Annotated in this window: 18 protein-coding genes; 13 read left to right on the top strand and 5 right to left on the bottom strand. The window is 52.4% G+C overall.

The window, feature by feature from the left end; translation table 11 throughout:
* From murD to mutT, 12 genes are all read left to right on the top strand, one after another.
* Complete coding sequence (gene murD, locus FEK43_RS04505; RefSeq protein ID WP_135406053.1) at window positions 1-1,317, top strand: UDP-N-acetylmuramoyl-L-alanine--D-glutamate ligase; 1,317 nt, start codon at window positions 1-3, stop codon at window positions 1,315-1,317.
* Window positions 1,317-2,561 (top strand): cell division protein FtsW, encoded by a 1,245-nt coding sequence (gene ftsW / locus FEK43_RS04500; RefSeq protein ID WP_130204918.1) that lies wholly within the window; start codon window positions 1,317-1,319, stop codon window positions 2,559-2,561. The genes murD and ftsW overlap by 1 nt, the downstream gene beginning before the upstream one ends.
* Window positions 2,558-3,625 (top strand): undecaprenyldiphospho-muramoylpentapeptide beta-N-acetylglucosaminyltransferase, encoded by a 1,068-nt coding sequence (murG, locus tag FEK43_RS04495; RefSeq protein ID WP_131161245.1) that lies wholly within the window; start codon window positions 2,558-2,560, stop codon window positions 3,623-3,625. Before ftsW ends, murG begins: the two co-directional genes overlap by 4 nt.
* A gap of 53 nt (window positions 3,626-3,678) precedes the next feature.
* Window positions 3,679-5,154, top strand: a complete 1,476-nt coding sequence (gene murC, locus FEK43_RS04490) for a UDP-N-acetylmuramate--L-alanine ligase (RefSeq protein ID WP_130204922.1) — start codon at window positions 3,679-3,681, stop codon at window positions 5,152-5,154.
* The gene (gene ddlB, locus FEK43_RS04485) at window positions 5,147-6,067 is read left to right on the top strand and encodes a D-alanine--D-alanine ligase (RefSeq protein WP_130204924.1); all 921 of its coding nucleotides are present in this window, start codon (window positions 5,147-5,149) and stop codon (window positions 6,065-6,067) included. Before murC ends, ddlB begins: the two co-directional genes overlap by 8 nt.
* 1 nt (window position 6,068) lies before the next feature.
* Complete coding sequence (gene ftsQ, locus FEK43_RS04480; RefSeq protein WP_000075731.1) at window positions 6,069-6,899, top strand: cell division protein FtsQ; 831 nt, start codon at window positions 6,069-6,071, stop codon at window positions 6,897-6,899.
* A complete protein-coding gene (gene ftsA, locus FEK43_RS04475; RefSeq protein WP_000588474.1) occupies window positions 6,896-8,158 on the top strand; it encodes a cell division protein FtsA in 1,263 nt (420 codons plus the stop codon). Before ftsQ ends, ftsA begins: the two co-directional genes overlap by 4 nt.
* Window positions 8,159-8,218: 60 nt before the next feature.
* On the top strand, window positions 8,219-9,370 hold the full coding sequence (gene ftsZ, locus FEK43_RS04470; protein WP_064525175.1) for a cell division protein FtsZ: 1,152 nt from the start codon (window positions 8,219-8,221) through the stop codon (window positions 9,368-9,370).
* Window positions 9,371-9,470: 100 nt separating this feature from the next.
* Window positions 9,471-10,388 (top strand): UDP-3-O-acyl-N-acetylglucosamine deacetylase, encoded by a 918-nt coding sequence (gene lpxC / locus FEK43_RS04465; RefSeq protein ID WP_000595482.1) that lies wholly within the window; start codon window positions 9,471-9,473, stop codon window positions 10,386-10,388.
* 230 nt (window positions 10,389-10,618) lie between these two features.
* Complete coding sequence (gene secM / locus FEK43_RS04460) at window positions 10,619-11,131, top strand: secA translation cis-regulator SecM (protein ID WP_130204926.1); 513 nt, start codon at window positions 10,619-10,621, stop codon at window positions 11,129-11,131.
* 61 nt (window positions 11,132-11,192) lie between these two features.
* On the top strand, window positions 11,193-13,898 hold the full coding sequence (gene secA, locus FEK43_RS04455) for a preprotein translocase subunit SecA (RefSeq protein ID WP_130204928.1): 2,706 nt from the start codon (window positions 11,193-11,195) through the stop codon (window positions 13,896-13,898).
* Between the two features lie 59 nt (window positions 13,899-13,957).
* Window positions 13,958-14,356, top strand: coding sequence for an 8-oxo-dGTP diphosphatase MutT (gene mutT, locus FEK43_RS04450; protein WP_131161244.1), 399 nt, complete (start codon window positions 13,958-13,960; stop codon window positions 14,354-14,356).
* A gap of 89 nt (window positions 14,357-14,445) precedes the next feature.
* On the opposite strand, the gene yacG is transcribed toward mutT, so the two are convergent.
* From yacG to coaE, 3 genes are read right to left on the bottom strand one after another with little or no spacing between them, the layout of a single operon-like run.
* On the bottom strand, window positions 14,446-14,643 hold the full coding sequence (gene yacG / locus FEK43_RS04445) for a DNA gyrase inhibitor YacG (RefSeq protein WP_000005046.1): 198 nt from the start codon (window positions 14,641-14,643) through the stop codon (window positions 14,446-14,448).
* A gap of 9 nt (window positions 14,644-14,652) precedes the next feature.
* Window positions 14,653-15,396 (bottom strand): cell division protein ZapD, encoded by a 744-nt coding sequence (gene zapD / locus FEK43_RS04440; RefSeq protein ID WP_130217398.1) that lies wholly within the window; start codon window positions 15,394-15,396, stop codon window positions 14,653-14,655.
* Window positions 15,396-16,016 (bottom strand): dephospho-CoA kinase, encoded by a 621-nt coding sequence (coaE, locus tag FEK43_RS04435; RefSeq protein WP_130221628.1) that lies wholly within the window; start codon window positions 16,014-16,016, stop codon window positions 15,396-15,398. The genes zapD and coaE overlap by 1 nt, the downstream gene beginning before the upstream one ends.
* A gap of 224 nt (window positions 16,017-16,240) precedes the next feature.
* Between coaE and guaC the strand changes: the two genes are divergently transcribed.
* Window positions 16,241-17,284, top strand: a complete 1,044-nt coding sequence (guaC, locus tag FEK43_RS04430; protein ID WP_130204936.1) for a GMP reductase — start codon at window positions 16,241-16,243, stop codon at window positions 17,282-17,284.
* 34 nt (window positions 17,285-17,318) lie between these two features.
* Here guaC and hofC read toward each other — a convergent pair whose 3' ends face one another.
* Both hofC and gspE read right to left on the bottom strand, forming a co-directional pair.
* Complete coding sequence (gene hofC / locus FEK43_RS04425; protein ID WP_135406054.1) at window positions 17,319-18,521, bottom strand: protein transport protein HofC; 1,203 nt, start codon at window positions 18,519-18,521, stop codon at window positions 17,319-17,321.
* Window positions 18,511-19,896 (bottom strand): type II secretion system protein GspE, encoded by a 1,386-nt coding sequence (gene gspE, locus FEK43_RS04420; RefSeq protein ID WP_130259637.1) that lies wholly within the window; start codon window positions 19,894-19,896, stop codon window positions 18,511-18,513. The genes hofC and gspE overlap by 11 nt, the downstream gene beginning before the upstream one ends.
* Window positions 19,897-19,904 lie beyond the last annotated feature (8 nt).

The following is a 19,904-nucleotide window of genomic DNA, read 5'->3' as shown; positions in this document are numbered from 1 at the left end:
ATGGCTGATTACCAGGGTAAAAATGTCGTTATTATCGGCCTGGGCCTCACCGGGCTTTCCTGCGTGGACTTTTTCCTTGCTCGTGGCGTGACGCCGCGCGTTATGGATACACGTATGACACCGCCTGGCCTGGATAAATTACCCGAAGCGGTGGAACGTCACACTGGCGGTCTTAATGACGAGTGGCTGATGACAGCCGATCTGATCGTCGCCAGCCCCGGTATTGCGCTGGCGCATCCATCTTTAAGCGCCGCTGCCGATGCCGGAATTGAAATTGTTGGCGATATCGAACTGTTCTGCCGCGAAGCGCAGGCACCGATTGTGGCGATCACCGGTTCTAACGGCAAAAGCACTGTCACCACTTTAGTGGGCGAAATGGCGAAAGCAGCAGGTGTTAACGTCGGCGTGGGGGGCAACATTGGCCTGCCTGCGTTGATGTTGCTGGATGCCGAGTGCGAACTGTACGTGCTGGAACTGTCGAGCTTCCAGCTGGAAACCACCTCCAGCTTACAGGCGGTGGCAGCGACCATTCTGAACGTGACTGAAGATCATATGGATCGCTATCCGTTTGGATTGCAGCAATATCGTGCGGCAAAGCTGCGTATTTACGAAAATGCGAAAGTTTGTGTCGTCAATGCCGATGATGCCTTAACGATGCCGATTCGCGGTGCGGATGAACGCTGCGTCAGCTTTGGCGTCAACATGGGTGACTATCACCTGAATCATCAGCAGGGCGAAACCTGGCTGCGGGTGAAAGGCGAGAAAGTGTTGAACGTGAAAGAGATGAAACTTTCCGGGCAACACAACTATACCAATGCGCTGGCAGCGCTGGCGCTGGCTGATGCCGCAGGGTTACCGCGCGCCAGCAGCCTGAAAGCGTTAACCACGTTCACTGGTCTGCCGCATCGTTTTGAAGTGGTGCTGGAGCATAACGGCGTGCGCTGGATTAACGATTCGAAAGCCACCAACGTCGGGAGTACAGAGGCGGCGCTGAACGGCTTGCAGGTAGATGGTACGCTGCATTTGTTGCTGGGCGGTGATGGCAAATCGGCGGATTTCAGTCCACTGGCGCGCTATCTGAATGGCGACAACGTGCGTTTGTACTGTTTTGGTCGTGATGGCGCCCAGTTAGCGGCGCTGCGCCCGGAAGTGGCAGAGCAAACCGAAACCATGGAGCAGGCGATGCTCTTGCTGGCGCCACGCGTGCAGCCAGGGGATATGGTGCTGTTGTCACCAGCCTGTGCCAGCCTCGATCAGTTCAAGAACTTTGAACAACGGGGCAATGAGTTCGCCCGTCTGGCGAAGGAGTTAGGTTGATGCGTTTATCTCTCCCTCGCCTGAAAATGCCGCGCCTGCCAGGACTCAGTATCCTGGTCTGGATCTCCACGGCGCTTAAAGGCTGGGTGATGGGCTCGCGGGAAAAAGATACCGACAGCCTGATCATGTACGATCGCACCTTGCTGTGGCTGACCTTCGGCCTCGCGGCGATCGGCTTTATCATGGTGACTTCGGCGTCAATGCCCATTGGGCAGCGCTTAACCAACGATCCGTTTTTCTTCGCGAAGCGTGATGGCGTCTATCTGATCCTGGCATTCATTCTGGCGATCATTACGCTGCGTCTGCCGATGGAGTTCTGGCAACGTTACAGCGCCACGATGCTGCTTGGATCAATCATCCTGCTGATGATCGTGCTGGTGGTAGGTAGCTCAGTTAAAGGGGCATCACGTTGGATCGATCTCGGCCTGCTGCGTATTCAGCCTGCGGAGTTGACCAAGCTGTCGCTGTTTTGTTACATCGCCAACTATCTGGTGCGCAAAGGCGACGAAGTACGTAACAACCTGCGCGGCTTCCTGAAACCGATGGGCGTAATTCTGGTGCTGGCAGTGTTACTGCTGGCACAGCCAGACCTTGGTACAGTAGTCGTATTGTTCGTCACCACACTGGCGATGCTGTTCCTGGCGGGGGCAAAATTGTGGCAGTTCATTGCCATTATCGGCATGGGGATTTCAGCGGTCGTGCTGCTGATCCTCGCCGAACCGTACCGTATCCGCCGTGTTACTGCGTTCTGGAACCCGTGGGAAGATCCCTTCGGTAGCGGCTATCAGTTAACGCAATCCCTGATGGCCTTTGGTCGTGGCGAATTGTGGGGGCAAGGTTTAGGCAATTCGGTACAAAAACTGGAGTATCTGCCAGAAGCTCACACTGACTTCATTTTCGCCATTATCGGCGAAGAACTGGGGTATATCGGTGTGGTGCTGGCGCTTTTAATGGTATTCTTCGTCGCTTTTCGCGCGATGTCGATTGGCCGTAAAGCGTTAGAAATTGACCACCGTTTTTCCGGTTTTCTCGCCTGTTCAATTGGTATCTGGTTTAGCTTCCAGGCGCTGGTTAACGTAGGCGCGGCAGCGGGGATGTTGCCAACTAAAGGTCTGACATTGCCGCTGATCAGTTACGGTGGTTCGAGCTTACTGATTATGTCGACAGCCATCATGATGCTGTTACGTATTGATTATGAAACACGTCTGGAGAAAGCGCAGGCGTTTGTACGAGGTTCTCGATGAGTGGTAAAGGGAAGCGATTAATGGTGATGGCAGGCGGTACTGGCGGGCACGTGTTCCCGGGACTGGCTGTTGCGCACCATTTAATGGCCCAGGGGTGGCAAGTTCGCTGGCTGGGTACTGCCGATCGTATGGAAGCGGACTTAGTGCCGAAGCACGGTATCGAGATCGACTTTATTCGTATTTCTGGTCTGCGCGGCAAGGGTATTAAAGCGTTGCTCGCGGCTCCGCTGCGGATCTTTAACGCCTGGCGTCAGGCGCGGGCGATTATGAAAGCTTACAAGCCCGATGTGGTGCTCGGTATGGGCGGCTATGTTTCCGGGCCTGGTGGTCTGGCAGCATGGTCGTTAGGCATTCCGGTCGTACTTCACGAACAAAACGGCATTGCTGGCTTGACCAATAAATGGCTGGCGAAAATTGCTACCAAAGTGATGCAGGCGTTTCCGGGGGCTTTCCCTGATGCCGAAGTTGTTGGTAACCCGGTGCGTACTGATGTGCTGGCGCTGCCGTTGCCACAGCAGCGTATGGCTGGTCGTGAAGGTCCGGTTCGTGTTCTGGTTGTGGGTGGTTCCCAGGGAGCGCGCATCCTTAACCAGACAATGCCGCAGGTTGCAGCAAAGCTGGGTGGTTCAGTCACTATCTGGCATCAGAGCGGCAAAGGTTCGCAACAAACCGTTGAACAGGCTTATGCCGAAACGGGGCAACCGCAGCATAAAGTGACGGAATTTATTGATGATATGGCGGCGGCCTATGCGTGGGCGGATGTCGTCGTTTGCCGTTCTGGCGCGTTGACGGTGAGTGAAATCGCTGCGGCAGGGCTACCTGCGTTGTTTGTGCCGTTTCAACATAAAGACCGCCAACAGTACTGGAATGCGCTGCCGCTGGAAAAAGCGGGCGCAGCCAAAATTATCGAGCAGCCGCAGCTTACTGTGGATGCCATCGCCAACACCCTGGCCGGGTGGCCGCGAGAAACCTTATTAACCATGGCAGAACGCGCCCGAGCTGCATCCATTCCGGATGCCACCGAGCGAGTGGCAAATGAAGTGAGCCGGGCTGCCCGGGCGTAATCGTAGCGATGCCTTTTGCATCGTATGAATTTGAGAAGTTAATGGCGTAAAGAATGAATACACAACAATTGGCAAAACTGCGTTCCATCGTGCCTGAAATGCGTCGCGTTCGGCACATACACTTTGTCGGCATCGGTGGTGCCGGTATGGGCGGTATTGCCGAAGTTCTGGCCAATGAAGGGTATCAGATCAGTGGTTCCGATTTAGCGCCAAACCCAGTCACGCAACAGCTAACGAACCTGGGAGCGACGATTTACTTCAACCATCGCCCGGAAAACGTGCGTGATGCCAGTGTGGTCGTAGTTTCCAGCGCGATTTCCGCCGATAACCCGGAAATTGTTGCCGCTCATGAGGCACGTATTCCGGTTATTCGTCGTGCTGAAATGCTGGCTGAGTTAATGCGTTTTCGTCATGGCATCGCCATTGCCGGGACGCATGGCAAAACCACAACCACCGCGATGGTTTCCAGCATCTACGCAGAAGCGGGCCTCGACCCGACCTTCGTGAACGGTGGGCTGGTAAAAGCGGCGGGTGTTCATGCACGTTTAGGCCACGGTCGTTACCTGATTGCTGAAGCTGATGAAAGCGATGCGTCGTTCCTGCATCTGCAACCGATGGTAGCGATTGTCACTAATATCGAAGCCGACCATATGGATACCTACCAGGGCGACTTTGAGAATTTAAAACAGACCTTTATTAATTTTCTGCACAACCTGCCGTTTTACGGTCGTGCGGTGATGTGTGTTGACGATCCGGTAATTCGCGAATTGTTACCGCGTGTAGGCCGTCAAACCACCACTTATGGCTTCAGCGAAGATGCTGACGTGCGTGTGGAAGATTATCAGCAGATTGGCCCTCAGGGGCACTTTACGCTGCTGCGTCAGGACAAAGAGCCAATGCGCGTTACACTGAATGCGCCAGGTCGTCACAATGCCCTGAATGCTGCCGCTGCCGTTGCGGTCGCCACGGAAGAGGGGATTGAAGACGAGGCTATTTTGCGTGCGCTGGAGAGTTTCCAGGGAACCGGACGCCGCTTTGATTTCCTTGGTGAATTTCCATTGGAACCTGTGAATGGTAAAAGCGGTACGGCAATGCTGGTTGATGACTATGGTCACCACCCGACCGAGGTGGACGCCACTATTAAAGCGGCGCGAGCAGGTTGGCCGGATAAAAACCTGGTGATGCTGTTTCAGCCGCACCGTTTCACCCGCACGCGCGACCTGTATGATGATTTTGCCAATGTGCTGACTCAGGTGGATACCCTGCTGATGCTGGAAGTGTATCCGGCAGGCGAAGCGCCTATTCCGGGAGCGGACAGTCGTTCGTTGTGTCGTACAATCCGTGGCCGTGGGAAAATTGATCCGATTCTGGTGCCGGACCCGGCGCAGGTGGCCGAGATGTTAGCACCAGTATTAACTGGTAACGACCTGATCCTCGTTCAGGGGGCAGGAAATATCGGAAAAATTGCCCGATCTTTAGCTGAAATCAAACTGAAGCCGCAAACTACAGAGGAAGAGCGACATGACTGATAAAATCGCGGTCCTGTTGGGCGGGACCTCCGCAGAGCGGGAAGTTTCTCTGAATTCTGGCGCGGCAGTGTTAGCTGGGCTGCGTGAAGGCGGTATTGACGCGTATCCTGTCGACCCGAAAGAAATCGACGTAACGCAACTGAAGTCGATGGGCTTTCAGAAAGTGTTTATCGCTCTGCACGGTCGCGGTGGTGAAGATGGCACGCTGCAGGGTATGCTCGAGCTGATGGGCTTGCCTTATACCGGCAGTGGAGTGATGGCATCTGCGCTTTCAATGGATAAACTACGCAGCAAACTGCTTTGGCAGGGGGCTGGTTTACCGGTAGCGCCGTGGGTAGCATTAACCCGCGCAGAGTTTGAAAAAGGCATTAGTGATAAGCAGTTAGCAGAAATTTCTGCCTTAGGTTTGCCGCTTATCGTCAAGCCGAGCCGCGAAGGTTCCAGTGTGGGAATGTCAAAAGTAGTAGCAGAAAATGCTCTGCAAGATGCATTAAGATTGGCATTTCAGCACGATGAAGAAGTATTGATTGAAAAATGGCTAAGTGGGCCGGAGTTCACGGTTGCGATACTCGGTGAAGAAATTTTACCGTCAATACGTATTCAACCCGCTGGAACCTTCTATGATTATGAGGCGAAGTATCTCTCTGATGAGACACAGTATTTCTGCCCGGCAGGTTTAGAAGTGGCTCAAGAGGCAAATTTGCAGGCATTAGTGCTGAAAGCATGGACGACTTTAGGATGCAAAGGATGGGGACGTATAGACGTCATGCTGGACAGCGATGGACAGTTTTATCTGCTGGAAGCTAATACCTCACCGGGTATGACCAGTCACAGTCTGGTGCCGATGGCGGCACGTCAGGCGGGTATGAGCTTCTCGCAGTTGGTAGTACGAATTCTGGAACTGGCGGACTAATATGTCGCAGGCTGCTCTGAACACGCGAAACAGTGAAGAAGAGATTTCTTCTCACCGCAATAATGGAACGCGTCTGGCGGGGATCCTTTTCCTGCTGACCGTTTTAACGACAGTGTTGGTGAGCGGCTGGGTCGTGTTGGGCTGGATGGAAGATGCGCAACGCCTGCCGCTCTCAAAGCTGGTGTTGACCGGTGAACGCCATTACACGCGTAATGACGATATCCGGCAGTCGATCCTGGCATTGGGTGAGCCAGGTACCTTTATGACCCAGGATGTAAATATCATCCAGACGCAAATTGAACAACGCCTGCCGTGGATTAAGCAGGTGAGCGTCAGAAAGCAGTGGCCTGATGAATTGAAGATTCATCTGGTTGAATATGTGCCGATTGCGCGTTGGAATGATCAGCATATGGTTGACGCTGAAGGAAACACCTTCAGCGTTCCGCCAGATCGCACCAGCAAGCAGGTGCTCCCAATGTTGTATGGTCCGGAAGGCAGCGCAAATGAAGTGTTGCAGGGCTATCGCGAAATGGGGCAGATGCTGGCAAAGGACAGATTTACTCTGAAGGAAGCGGCGATGACCGCGCGGCGCTCCTGGCAGTTGACGCTGAATAACGATATTAAGCTCAATCTTGGCCGGGGCGATACGATGAAACGTTTGGCTCGCTTTGTAGAACTTTATCCGGTTTTACAGCAGCAGGCGCAAACCGATGGCAAACGGATTAGCTACGTTGATTTGCGTTATGACTCTGGTGCGGCAGTCGGCTGGGCGCCCTTGCCGCCAGAGGAATCTACTCAGCAACAAAATCAGGCACAGGCAGAACAACAATGATCAAGGCGACGGACAGAAAACTGGTAGTAGGACTGGAGATTGGTACCGCGAAGGTTGCCGCTTTAGTAGGGGAAGTTCTGCCCGACGGTATGGTCAATATCATTGGTGTGGGCAGCTGCCCGTCACGTGGTATGGATAAAGGCGGGGTGAACGACCTCGAATCCGTGGTCAAGTGCGTACAGCGCGCCATTGACCAGGCAGAATTGATGGCAGATTGTCAGATCTCTTCGGTATATCTGGCGCTTTCTGGTAAGCACATCAGCTGCCAGAATGAAATTGGTATGGTGCCTATTTCTGAAGAAGAAGTGACACAAGAAGATGTAGAAAATGTCGTCCATACCGCGAAATCGGTGCGCGTGCGTGATGAACATCGTGTGCTGCATGTGATCCCGCAAGAGTATGCGATTGACTATCAGGAAGGGATCAAAAATCCGGTAGGACTTTCTGGCGTGCGTATGCAGGCAAAAGTGCACCTGATCACATGTCACAACGATATGGCAAAAAACATTGTGAAAGCCGTTGAACGTTGTGGCCTGAAAGTTGACCAACTGATATTTGCCGGACTGGCATCAAGTTATTCGGTATTGACGGAAGACGAACGAGAACTGGGCGTCTGCGTCGTCGATATCGGTGGTGGTACAATGGATATCGCCGTTTATACTGGCGGGGCATTGCGTCACACCAAGGTAATTCCTTATGCTGGCAATGTCGTGACCAGTGATATCGCTTATGCCTTTGGCACACCGCCAAGCGACGCCGAAGCGATTAAAGTTCGTCATGGCTGCGCGCTGGGTTCCATCGTCGGTAAAGACGAGAGCGTGGAAGTGCCGAGTGTAGGTGGTCGTCCGCCGCGTAGTCTGCAACGTCAGACGCTGGCGGAGGTGATTGAGCCGCGCTATACCGAGCTGCTCAACCTGGTCAACGAAGAGATATTGCAGCTGCAGGAAAAGCTTCGCCAACAAGGCGTAAAGCATCACCTGGCTGCGGGTATTGTATTAACCGGTGGCGCGGCGCAGATCGAAGGTCTTGCCGCCTGCGCTCAACGCGTGTTTCATACGCAGGTGCGTATCGGCGCGCCGCTGAATATCACCGGTTTAACGGATTACGCTCAGGAGCCGTATTATTCAACGGCAGTGGGATTGCTTCATTACGGGAAAGAGTCACATCTTAACGGTGAAGCGGAAGTTGAAAAACGTGTTACAGCATCTGTTGGCTCGTGGATCAAGCGACTCAATAGTTGGCTGCGAAAAGAATTTTAATTTTTATGAGGCCGGCGGTGATTACGGCCTCAGGCGACAGGCACATATCGGAGAGAAACTATGTTTGAACCAATGGAACTTACCAACGACGCGGTGATTAAAGTCATCGGCGTCGGCGGCGGCGGCGGTAATGCTGTTGAACACATGGTGCGTGAGCGCATTGAAGGTGTTGAATTTTTCGCGGTAAATACCGATGCACAGGCGCTGCGTAAAACAGCGGTTGGGCAGACGATTCAGATCGGTAGTGGTATCACCAAAGGACTGGGAGCTGGCGCTAATCCAGAAGTTGGCCGTAATGCGGCTGATGAGGATCGTGATGCACTGCGTGCGGCGCTGGAAGGTGCAGACATGGTCTTTATTGCAGCGGGCATGGGCGGTGGTACCGGTACAGGTGCTGCGCCGGTTGTTGCTGAAGTGGCTAAAGATTTAGGTATTCTGACCGTTGCTGTTGTGACCAAGCCTTTCAACTTTGAAGGCAAGAAGCGTATGGCATTTGCGGAGCAGGGGATCACTGAATTATCCAAACATGTAGACTCACTGATCACAATCCCGAACGACAAACTGCTGAAAGTTCTTGGCCGCGGTATCTCCCTGCTGGACGCGTTTGGCGCAGCTAACGATGTGCTGAAAGGCGCTGTTCAGGGTATCGCCGAACTGATTACTCGTCCGGGTCTGATGAACGTGGACTTTGCAGACGTACGTACTGTGATGTCTGAAATGGGCTACGCAATGATGGGTTCTGGCGTGGCGAGCGGTGAAGACCGTGCGGAAGAAGCGGCCGAAATGGCAATTTCTTCTCCGCTGCTGGAAGATATCGACCTGTCTGGCGCGCGCGGCGTGCTGGTTAACATCACTGCGGGCTTCGACCTGCGTCTGGATGAGTTCGAAACCGTAGGTAACACCATCCGTGCATTTGCTTCGGACAACGCGACTGTGGTTATCGGTACTTCTCTTGACCCGGATATGAACGATGAACTGCGCGTAACCGTGGTTGCTACAGGTATCGGTATGGACAAACGTCCTGAAATCACTCTCGTGACCAATAAGCAAGTTCAACAGCCAGTGATGGATCGCTACCAGCAGCATGGTATGGCGCCGCTGACGCAAGAGCAGAAGCCCGTGGCCAAAGTGGTGAACGACAATACGCCACAAACCGTGAAAGAGCCGGATTATCTGGATATCCCGGCATTCCTGCGTAAGCAAGCTGACTAAGAATTAGCTGGAATTTGGGTTGCGAGGCTCTTTGTGCTAAACTGGCCTGCCGAATGTATAGTACACTTCGGTTGGATAGATAATTTGGCGAGATAATACGATGATCAAACAAAGGACACTTAAACGTATCGTTCAGGCGACGGGTGTCGGTTTACATACCGGCAAGAAAGTCACCCTGACCTTACGCCCTGCGCCGGCCAACACCGGGGTCATCTATCGTCGCACCGACTTGAATCCACCGGTAGATTTCCCGGCCGATGCCAAATCTGTGCGTGATACCATGCTCTGTACGTGTCTGGTCAACGAGCATGATGTACGGATTTCAACTGTTGAGCACCTGAACGCAGCGCTCGCGGGCTTAGGCATCGATAACATTGTTATCGAAGTTAACGCGCCGGAAATCCCAATCATGGACGGCAGTGCCGCTCCGTTTGTTTACCTGCTGCTTGATGCTGGTATCGACGAGCTGAACTGCGCCAAGAAATTTGTTCGCATCAAAGAGACTGTTCGCGTCGAAGATGGCGATAAGTGGGCTGAATTCAAGCCATACAATGGTTTTTCGCTGGACTTCACCATCGATTTCAACCATCCGGCAATCGATTCCAGCAATCAACGCTATGCGATGAACTTCTCTGCTGATGCGTTTATGCGCCAGATCAGCCGTGCGCGTACGTTTGGTTTCATGCGTGATATCGAATATCTGCAGTCCCGTGGCCTGTGCCTGGGCGGCAGCTTCGATTGTGCCATCGTTGTTGACGATTATCGCGTACTGAACGAAGACGGCCTGCGTTTTGAAGACGAGTTTGTGCGTCACAAAATGCTCGATGCGATCGGTGATTTGTTCATGTGTGGTCACAACATTATCGGTGCATTTACCGCTTATAAATCCGGTCATGCACTGAATAACAAACTGTTGCAGGCTGTACTGGCGAAACAGGAAGCCTGGGAATATGTGACCTTCCAGGACGACGCAGAACTGCCGTTGGCCTTCAAAGCGCCTTCAGCCGTACTGGCATAACGACATCTATACTGTCGTATAAAATTCGACTGGCAAATCTGGCACTCTCTCCGGCCAGGTGACCCAGTCGTTTTTTTTTGAGTTTTTACAGCGTCGTAAGAAATCGGTGCGAACGCTGTTTTCTTAAGCACTTTTACGTGTTACTTATCTTGAATACTGCTGTGGACTTCTGGCTTTAATGATAAGATTTGTGCGCTAAAAACGTTGAATACGATCGGGATGGCAATAACGTGAGTGGAATACTGACGCGCTGGCGACAGTTAGGTAGACGCTACTTCTGGCCGCATCTCTTATTAGGGATGGTCGCGGCGAGTTTAGGTTTGCCTGCGCTCAGCAACGCCGCCGAGCCAAACGCGCCCGCAAAAGCGACAACGCGCAATCACGAGCCTTCCGCCAAAGTTAACTTTAGTCAGTTGGCCTTGCTGGAAGCAAACACACGCCGCCCGAACTCGAACTATTCCGTTGATTACTGGCATCAACATGCTATTCGCACGGTAATCCGCCATCTCTCCTTTGCAATGGCGCCGCAAACGCTGCCCGTTGCCGAGGAATCTTTACCGCTTCAGGCGCAACATCTTGCTTTACTGGATACGCTCAGCGCGCTGCTGACCCAGGAAGGCACGCGGTCTGAAAATGGTTATCGCATTGATTATGCGCATTTTACCCCTCAAGCAAACTTCAGCACGCCCGTCTGGATAAGCCAGGCGCAGGGCATCCGTGCTGGCCCTCAACGCCTCAGCTAACAACGAGAAACCTTTACTTCATTTTATTTACTCCGCAATGCGGGGTGTTTGAGATTTTATTATGCTAATCAAATTATTAACTAAAGTTTTCGGTAGTCGTAACGATCGTACCCTGCGCCGGATGCGCAAAGTCGTCAACATTATCAATGCCATGGAACCGGAGATTGAAAAACTCTCCGACGAAGAACTGAAAGGAAAAACGGCAGAGTTCCGCGCGCGTCTGGAAAAAGGCGAAGTGCTGGAAAACTTGATTCCGGAAGCCTTCGCTGTCGTGCGTGAAGCCAGTAAGCGTGTTTTTGGCATGCGCCACTTCGACGTACAGCTGCTCGGCGGTATGGTTCTTAATGAACGTTGCATCGCGGAAATGCGTACAGGTGAAGGTAAAACCCTGACCGCAACGCTGCCTGCTTACCTGAACGCATTAACCGGTAAAGGCGTGCACGTTGTTACCGTCAACGATTACCTGGCGCAACGTGACGCCGAAAACAACCGTCCGCTGTTTGAATTCCTCGGCTTGACCGTCGGCATCAACCTGCCGGGCATGCCAGCACCGGCAAAGCGTGAAGCTTACGCGGCTGACATTACTTACGGTACGAACAACGAATACGGCTTTGACTACCTGCGCGACAACATGGCGTTCAGCCCTGAAGAACGTGTACAGCGTAAACTGCACTATGCGCTGGTGGACGAAGTGGACTCCATCCTGATCGATGAAGCGCGTACACCGCTGATCATTTCCGGCCCGGCGGAAGACAGTTCGGAAATGTATAAGCGTGTAAACAAAATCATTCCGTACCTGATCCGTCAGGAAAAAGAAGACTCCGAAACCTTCCAGGGCGAAGGCCACTTCTCGGTGGATGAAAAATCTCGCCAGGTGAACCTGACCGAACGTGGTCTGGTGCTTATTGAAGAGCTGCTGGTGAAAGAAGGCATTATGGATGAAGGTGAGTCGCTGTACTCTCCGGCCAATATTATGCTGATGCACCACGTAACGGCGGCGCTGCGTGCTCACGCGCTGTTTACCCGCGACGTCGATTACATCGTTAAAGATGGTGAAGTTATCATCGTTGACGAACATACTGGTCGTACCATGCAGGGCCGTCGCTGGTCTGATGGCCTGCACCAGGCTGTGGAAGCAAAAGAGGGTGTACAGATTCAGAACGAAAACCAGACACTGGCTTCGATCACCTTCCAGAACTACTTCCGTCTGTATGAAAAACTGGCGGGGATGACCGGTACGGCTGATACCGAAGCTTTCGAATTCAGTTCCATCTACAAGCTGGATACTGTAGTCGTTCCGACCAACCGCCCGATGATTCGTAAAGATCTGCCGGATCTGGTCTACATGACCGAAGCGGAAAAAATTCAGGCGATCATTGAAGATATCAAAGAACGTACTGCGAAAGGCCAGCCAGTGCTGGTGGGTACTATTTCAATCGAAAAATCGGAACTGGTATCAAACGAGCTGACCAAAGCTGGTATCAAACACAACGTTCTGAACGCTAAATTCCACGCCAACGAAGCGGCAATCGTTGCTCAGGCGGGCTATCCGGCAGCAGTGACCATCGCGACCAACATGGCGGGTCGTGGTACTGACATCGTGCTTGGTGGTAGCTGGCAGGCAGAAGTTGCCGCGCTGGAAAACCCGACCGCTGAGCAAATTGAAAAAATTAAAGCCGACTGGCAGGTGCGTCACGACGCGGTACTGGAAGCAGGTGGCCTGCATATCATCGGTACCGAGCGTCACGAATCTCGTCGTATCGATAACCAGCTGCGTGGCCGTTCTGGTCGTCAGGGTGATGCCGGTTCTTCCCGTTTCTACCTGTCGATGGAAGATGCGCTGATGCGTATTTTTGCCTCTGACCGAGTATCCGGCATGATGCGTAAACTGGGTATGAAACCCGGTGAAGCCATTGAGCATCCGTGGGTAACTAAAGCAATTGCCAATGCTCAGCGTAAAGTTGAAAGCCGTAACTTCGACATTCGTAAACAGCTGCTGGAATACGATGACGTAGCTAACGATCAGCGTCGTGCCATATACTCCCAGCGTAACGAACTGCTGGATGTCAGCGATGTGAGCGAAACCATCAACAGCATTCGTGAAGATGTGTTCAAAGCAACCATCGATGCCTACATTCCGCCACAGTCACTGGAAGAAATGTGGGACATTCCAGGTTTGCAAGAACGTCTGAAAAACGACTTCGACCTTGATTTGCCGATTGCCGAGTGGCTGGACAAAGAGCCAGAACTGCATGAAGAGACGCTGCGTGAGCGTATCCTGGAGCAGTCCATCGAAGTGTATCACCGTAAAGAAGAAGTGGTTGGCGCTGAGATGATGCGTCACTTCGAGAAAGGGGTGATGCTGCAAACGCTGGACTCCCTGTGGAAAGAGCACCTGGCGGCGATGGACTATCTGCGTCAGGGTATCCACCTGCGTGGCTATGCGCAGAAAGATCCGAAGCAGGAATACAAACGTGAATCGTTCTCCATGTTTGCGGCGATGCTGGAATCGTTGAAATATGAAGTCATCAGCACGTTAAGCAAAGTACAAGTACGCATGCCGGAAGAAGTTGAAGAGCTGGAGCAGCAGCGTCGTATGGAAGCTGAGCGTTTAGCGCAAATGCAGCAGCTTAGCCATCAGGATGACGACTCTGCAGCCGCAGCTGCGCTGGCTGCGCAAACCGGCGATCGTAAAGTTGGACGTAACGATCCTTGCCCATGCGGTTCTGGTAAAAAATACAAGCAGTGCCATGGTCGCCTGCAATAAAAGCTAAGTGTTGAAATAAAAGGCGCAGGATTCTGCGCCTTTTTTATAGGCTTAAGACAATGAAAAAACTGCAAATCGCGGTAGGTATTATTCGCAACGAAAACAACGAAATCTTTATAACCCGTCGCGCCGCAGATGCGCACATGGCAAATAAGCTGGAGTTTCCGGGCGGTAAAATAGAAATGGGAGAAACGGCAGAACAAGCGATGGTACGGGAGCTTCAGGAAGAAGTCGGGGTTACCCCGCAACGTTTTTCGCTGTTTGAAAAGCTGGAATATCAGTTCTCTGACAGGCATATCACACTGTGGTTCTGGTTGGTCGAAAGCTGGGAAGGAGAACCGTGGGGGAAAGAGGGACAGCCCGGTGAGTGGATGGCGCTGGCCAGCCTCGATGCAGAAGATTTTCCGCCAGCCAATGAACCGGTAATTGCGAAGCTTAAGTGTCTGGAGGTCGGATAAGGCGTTTACGCCGCATCCGACATTTACACACGATGCCTGATGCGACGCTGGCGCGTCTTATCAGGCCTACGTGCGGCATCGGACAAATGTCACTGCTTTGGCTCTTCGCTCCAGTCATCGCTCTCAGAAAGATCGCCACTGCTAGGGATTCGTTTTTCTTCAGCAGCCCATTCTCCGAGGTCGATCAACTGGCAGCGTTTGGAACAAAATGGCCGAAATGGGCTGACTTCACCCCACACCACCGTTTTCCCGCAGGTGGGGCAATTCACCGTAATAGTTTCTGACATTTTTACTCCTTAGCAACAAGCCAGTTCGAAATCCAGACGTTCCGGTACTTGTCCATTTTCACTGTCCAGCGGCATAAAGCGAATCGCAAAACGGCTCTTATGACCGGATATTTGCGGGTAAAGCTGTGAATCGAGTGCCAGATTCAGGCGTAACAAATCGGCGTCTTCGCCGTTATCCTGATAAAAACCGTTCAGACTGGTCAGTTTGCGGAACGGTGCCGACTGACGAATCAAATCCAACACCATTGTAAGTGCCTGTGTCAGCGGGCTCAGGCTGGCAATCCAGGTTTCTACCTGACTGTCGCGCTGCGACTGGGGTAAATGCAACCAGATATGCAACGTAGGTAAATCAAAGCTGCAACAACCGCCGGGAATGCTCAGACGCTGGCGCACCAGGGCAATCATCCTGTCTTCACGCAGAAATTGCCCGATACGCGGCGCGGAAATCAGTACGCTACCTGCGGCCTTCAACTGCTGAATTAATGCTTCAATACGGGTCTGGTCCACGCCAGGCACACCAATCCAGGTCTGGAGTTTACGCTGTTGACGTTCCAGCTCTTTCAGTAGTTCGGTACGAACTTCTCCACGCTCGAACACATCCAGCAATTCACTAACATTACGGAAGAAATGCAGAGCACCAGCGTAGTCAGCAATAGGCAAATTTACGGTGAGTTGTTGAATTAAAAACTCAATGCGCAGCCATGTACGCATTTTTTCATTTAGTGGATGTTCAAAAAGGACCTGGGTCTGCATTAAGTTTTTTCCTGTGAGACAAACTGCGACGCGAGCTGCAAATAGTGTGCGTGCAGGCGGGCAACATCTGATGCAATAGCATCTGGTGTGCCGTTATTATCAATGACGTCATCTGCCACCGCAAGACGGGCTTCGCGCGTTGCCTGGGCAGCAAGAATTTGTTCGACATGCTCGCGAGTAACATCATCGCGCTGCATGGTGCGCTTAAGCTGCGTTTCTGGGCTGACATCCACCACCAGCACTCGATTCGCTTTTTTATACAGTGAGTTTTCTACCAGCAATGGCACAACCCATAACACATAAGGTGACGTTGCTTGCTGGATCTGGCGTTGCGTCTCCTGCTGAATCAGAGGATGCAGCAGGGCATTAAGCCAGTTTTTCTCTTCCGGATAGGCAAAGATCCGCTCGCGCAAGGCGCGACGTTGCAATGTTCCATCAGCAGCAATCATATCCGCGCCAAAGTGTTCAGCAATGGCACGCAGTGCAGGTGTACCCGGTTCAACCACCTGACGTGCAATAATATCGGCATCAATGACATTAATTCCGAGGTCAGCAAATGCATTTGCAACGGTACTCTTGCCACTGCCAATGCCGCCTGTTAAGGCAACTGTATACCTCATAATATATATTCCTGGGAATTCATCATGATTATCAAAATGTTAATAAAGAGCGCGCGAAAGCGAAATTGATGAAACGTTCGCCCACTATTTACCAGGTAAATTTATGGGATTGTAGCGTAAAAAAAGACAATTTCGCAGTCTTGCGCCATATCGATTAGTGCGTATGATAGCGTCACTGGAGTTGCGCTCTTACCCTTACAGCCATTAACCCCAGGAATCTGCACATGCGTATCGAAGAAGATCTGAAGTTAGGTTTTAAAGACGTCCTCATCCGCCCTAAACGCTCTACCCTTAAAAGCCGTTCCGATGTTGAACTGGAACGTCAATTCACCTTCAAACATTCAGGTCAAAGCTGGTCCGGCGTGCCGATTATCGCCGCAAATATGGACACCGTAGGCACTTTTAGTATGGCTACGGCACTGGCTTCTTTCGATATTTTGACCGCTGTACATAAACATTACTCTGTTGAAGAGTGGCAAGCGTTTATCAACAATTCTTCTGCTGATGTGCTGAAACATGTGATGGTTTCTACCGGCACGTCGGATGCCGATTTCGAAAAAACTAAACAAATTCTCGATCTGAATCCGGCATTAAACTTCGTTTGTATTGATGTTGCGAATGGATATTCCGAGCACTTCGTGCAGTTTGTGGCGAAGGCGCGTGAAGCGTGGCCGACCAAAACTATTTGTGCAGGCAATGTGGTAACTGGCGAAATGTGTGAGGAGCTTATCCTCTCCGGTGCCGATATCGTTAAAGTTGGCATTGGTCCTGGCTCTGTTTGTACAACTCGCGTGAAAACGGGCGTCGGTTATCCGCAGCTTTCTGCGGTGATCGAATGCGCCGATGCCGCGCACGGTCTGGGCGGGATGATCGTCAGCGATGGCGGCTGTACCACACCGGGCGATGTGGCTAAAGCTTTTGGTGGCGGTGCCGATTTCGTAATGCTTGGCGGAATGCTGGCTGGTCACGAAGAGAGCGGCGGCCGTATTGTTGAAGAGAACGGCGAGAAATTTATGCTGTTCTACGGTATGAGCTCCGAGTCTGCGATGAAACGTCACGTTGGCGGCGTTGCGGAATATCGCGCTGCAGAAGGTAAAACCGTTAAGCTGCCACTGCGAGGCCCGGTTGAAAATACCGCGCGTGATATTTTAGGCGGTCTGCGTTCAGCCTGCACTTACGTTGGGGCTTCACGCCTGAAAGAGCTGACCAAACGCACCACGTTTATCCGCGTACTGGAACAAGAAAACCGCATCTTCAATAATCTGTAATCTCCCAATGCTGGCGTGGAGCAACACGCCAGCATTATCCCACCCCACTCATCGCATCGCCCAGATGGAAAATTGGCAGATACATTGCCACCACCAACGTACCGATAATTCCTCCAGTAATGACCAGCAACGCCGGTTCCAGTAAGGCGGCAAGGTTATCTGCCAGCGCCAGCGTGTTATCCCGATGATGATGGGCAAGATTCTCCAGCATGAGATCCAGCGACCCGGATGTCTCTCCTGTCCTCACTAACTGCAAACAGAGCGGGCTAAACTCCCCCGTATTTTTTAGCGCCAGCCAGATGGGGTGACCGTTACTGATATCATGCTGAATTTGTGTCAGAAGTTGCGCCCAGTACGGGCAGCGCATCGTCTCCCTTACGCTCTCCACTCCCTGCAAAAAAATAATCCCTGCACTTTGTGTCAGCGCCAGAATCGTAAAGATCTGCGTGAGTTTTTGTCCCCGCATGAGGGCTCCCATTATTGGGATGCGTAATAACCATTTCTGCCGCGCAATAAGCCAGGTAGGGCGACGCATCAGCAGTTTGTTGGCTATCGCCAGCAGAAAGCCGAGCACTATCAGCAGCCAGCCCCATTTGCCACTAAAGTCTGCCAGCGTCATGATCCCCTGCGTTAGTATCGGTAGTGGGGTGTTAAAGGTTTTATAGATAGCGGCAAACTCCGGCAGAACAAAATGCAGCATTGCCACAACCACCATGATTGCCATCGCTAAAATGATGATGGGATAACGCAACGCTGATTTCACTTTGTCGGCCAACTGGCGCTGGGCTTTTTGTTGACGCGCCAGTTCAAAACAGCATTCATCCAGCTTACCGGTCACTTCCCCCGTGCGGATCATCGCCTGATAGAGCGGCGGAAATACCTCTGACCAGGGTAATAAGGCACTGGAAAAGGCAATGCCCTGTTCGAGATCGTGCGCCAGCGATTGCAACAATGCCTGCCATTGCTTACTTGGATGCTGTTCAGCCAGCAGTGCCAGCCCTTCAGAAAGCGTTAACCCGGCTTTAAGTAGCGTCGCCAGTTGATGAATGACTTCCGCGCTTTTATCTCCTCGCCAATGCGCAGAATTGATGGCGATTCGCTTCAGGCTTAGTGGGGTAACCCTTTGCTGCTGTAGAGCCAAAAGCAGCAAAGCACGGCTCTCTGACCATTGCATCCCATCTTGCGCATTGCCGTCGCCGGTTATGCCATGCCATCGCCAGAGTTGCTTATTCGCCATGTGGCATCCCCAGCACGCGGATTAACTCTTCAAAGGTGGTTAAGCCTTGTTCCACGGCCAGGCAGCCGTTTTCAAAAAGTGTGCGCATACCTGTCCGCCTGGCGTGCGTTTCCAGCGATTCAACTTCAGTATTAGAGGAAATAAGCTGGCGTATGGCTGGTGTAATGGGCAGGACTTCAAACAAGGCGGTACGACCATAAAAACCGTGGTAGCAATGTTCACAACCCAGTGCCTGCCAGCGGGACAGCGGAGATGACCATACATTGTCCGGAAGGCGGATCGGTTCCCCTTGCTGCTGGCGGCAATGCGGACAAAGTTTACGTACCAGGCGCTGGGCTATTACCAGAGTGAGGGCCGACGAGAGCATCCAGCGAGCAACGCCCATTTGCTGTAAACGCACCAGCGTTTCGCAGGTGGAGTTGGTGTGTAGCGTGGACAATACCAGATGACCCGTTTGCGCGGCTTTAATGGCAATTTCTGCCGTTTCGCCATCGCGGATCTCTCCGATCATGATGACGTCAGGATCCTGGCGCAATAACGCACGCAAAACGCCCTGAAAGGTGAGTCCGGCACGCGGATGGATTTGTGTCTGGTTTAGCCCGGCGATGGGGATCTCAACCGGATCTTCCACGCTGCAAATATTAATATCGTCGGTATTCAGCGTTTGCAGTGCGCTATACAGCGTGACTGTTTTGCCGCTGCCGGTAGGGCCAGTTACCAGCACCAGTCCCTGTGGTTGCTGCAACGCGTGGGTAAAGTCCGTCAGTTGTGATGGTTGCATTCCCAGCGTGTTGACATCCAGCGCCTGGTCCACCTGCTGTAACAACCGTAATACCACCTTTTCACCGCCGCGACATGGCAAGGTAGCAATACGAAATGAGACGGCGTTCCCGGCCAGTTCGACAGTGAATTGCCCGTCCTGCGGCAGGCGATGTTCCGCAATATCCAGGCTTCCAAGCACTTTTAACCTGGCGGTTAAAGCGACTCCGGCATCCAGTGAAACATCAGGTAAAGGATGCAGCACGCCGTCGATACGTAAGCGGATACGATAGCTATTGTCCGCTGGTTCGATATGAATATCTGACGCGCGTTGTTCCAGTGCAGATTGCAACGTATGAGCCAGCAATTCTGCTTTAGGCTGATGTTTCTCCTGAACGGCTACGGGCAATGTCTGTTGTTTGCGACTGGCGTGACCTTCCATCTGTTGGCGCGTCCAGCAGGTGATCTCAATACGTTTGGTGGTAGCGAAATGCAATGCGTCCAGCAACTCATGTGAGGGGGCATCGACCACCGCAACATGAACCACTTCTTCGCTGGCATCCAGTAAGACCCCCTGGTAACGCAAACACAGGGCGGTGAGCTGTGAAATATTCATCGCCGCTC

Origin of the sequence: Escherichia sp. E2562 (assembly GCF_005781075.1) — a bacterium.
Lineage (GTDB): Bacteria > Pseudomonadota > Gammaproteobacteria > Enterobacterales > Enterobacteriaceae > Escherichia.
The sequence above is the reverse complement of the archived record's forward strand: the minus strand, read 5'-3'. Positions and strand labels throughout refer to the sequence as shown.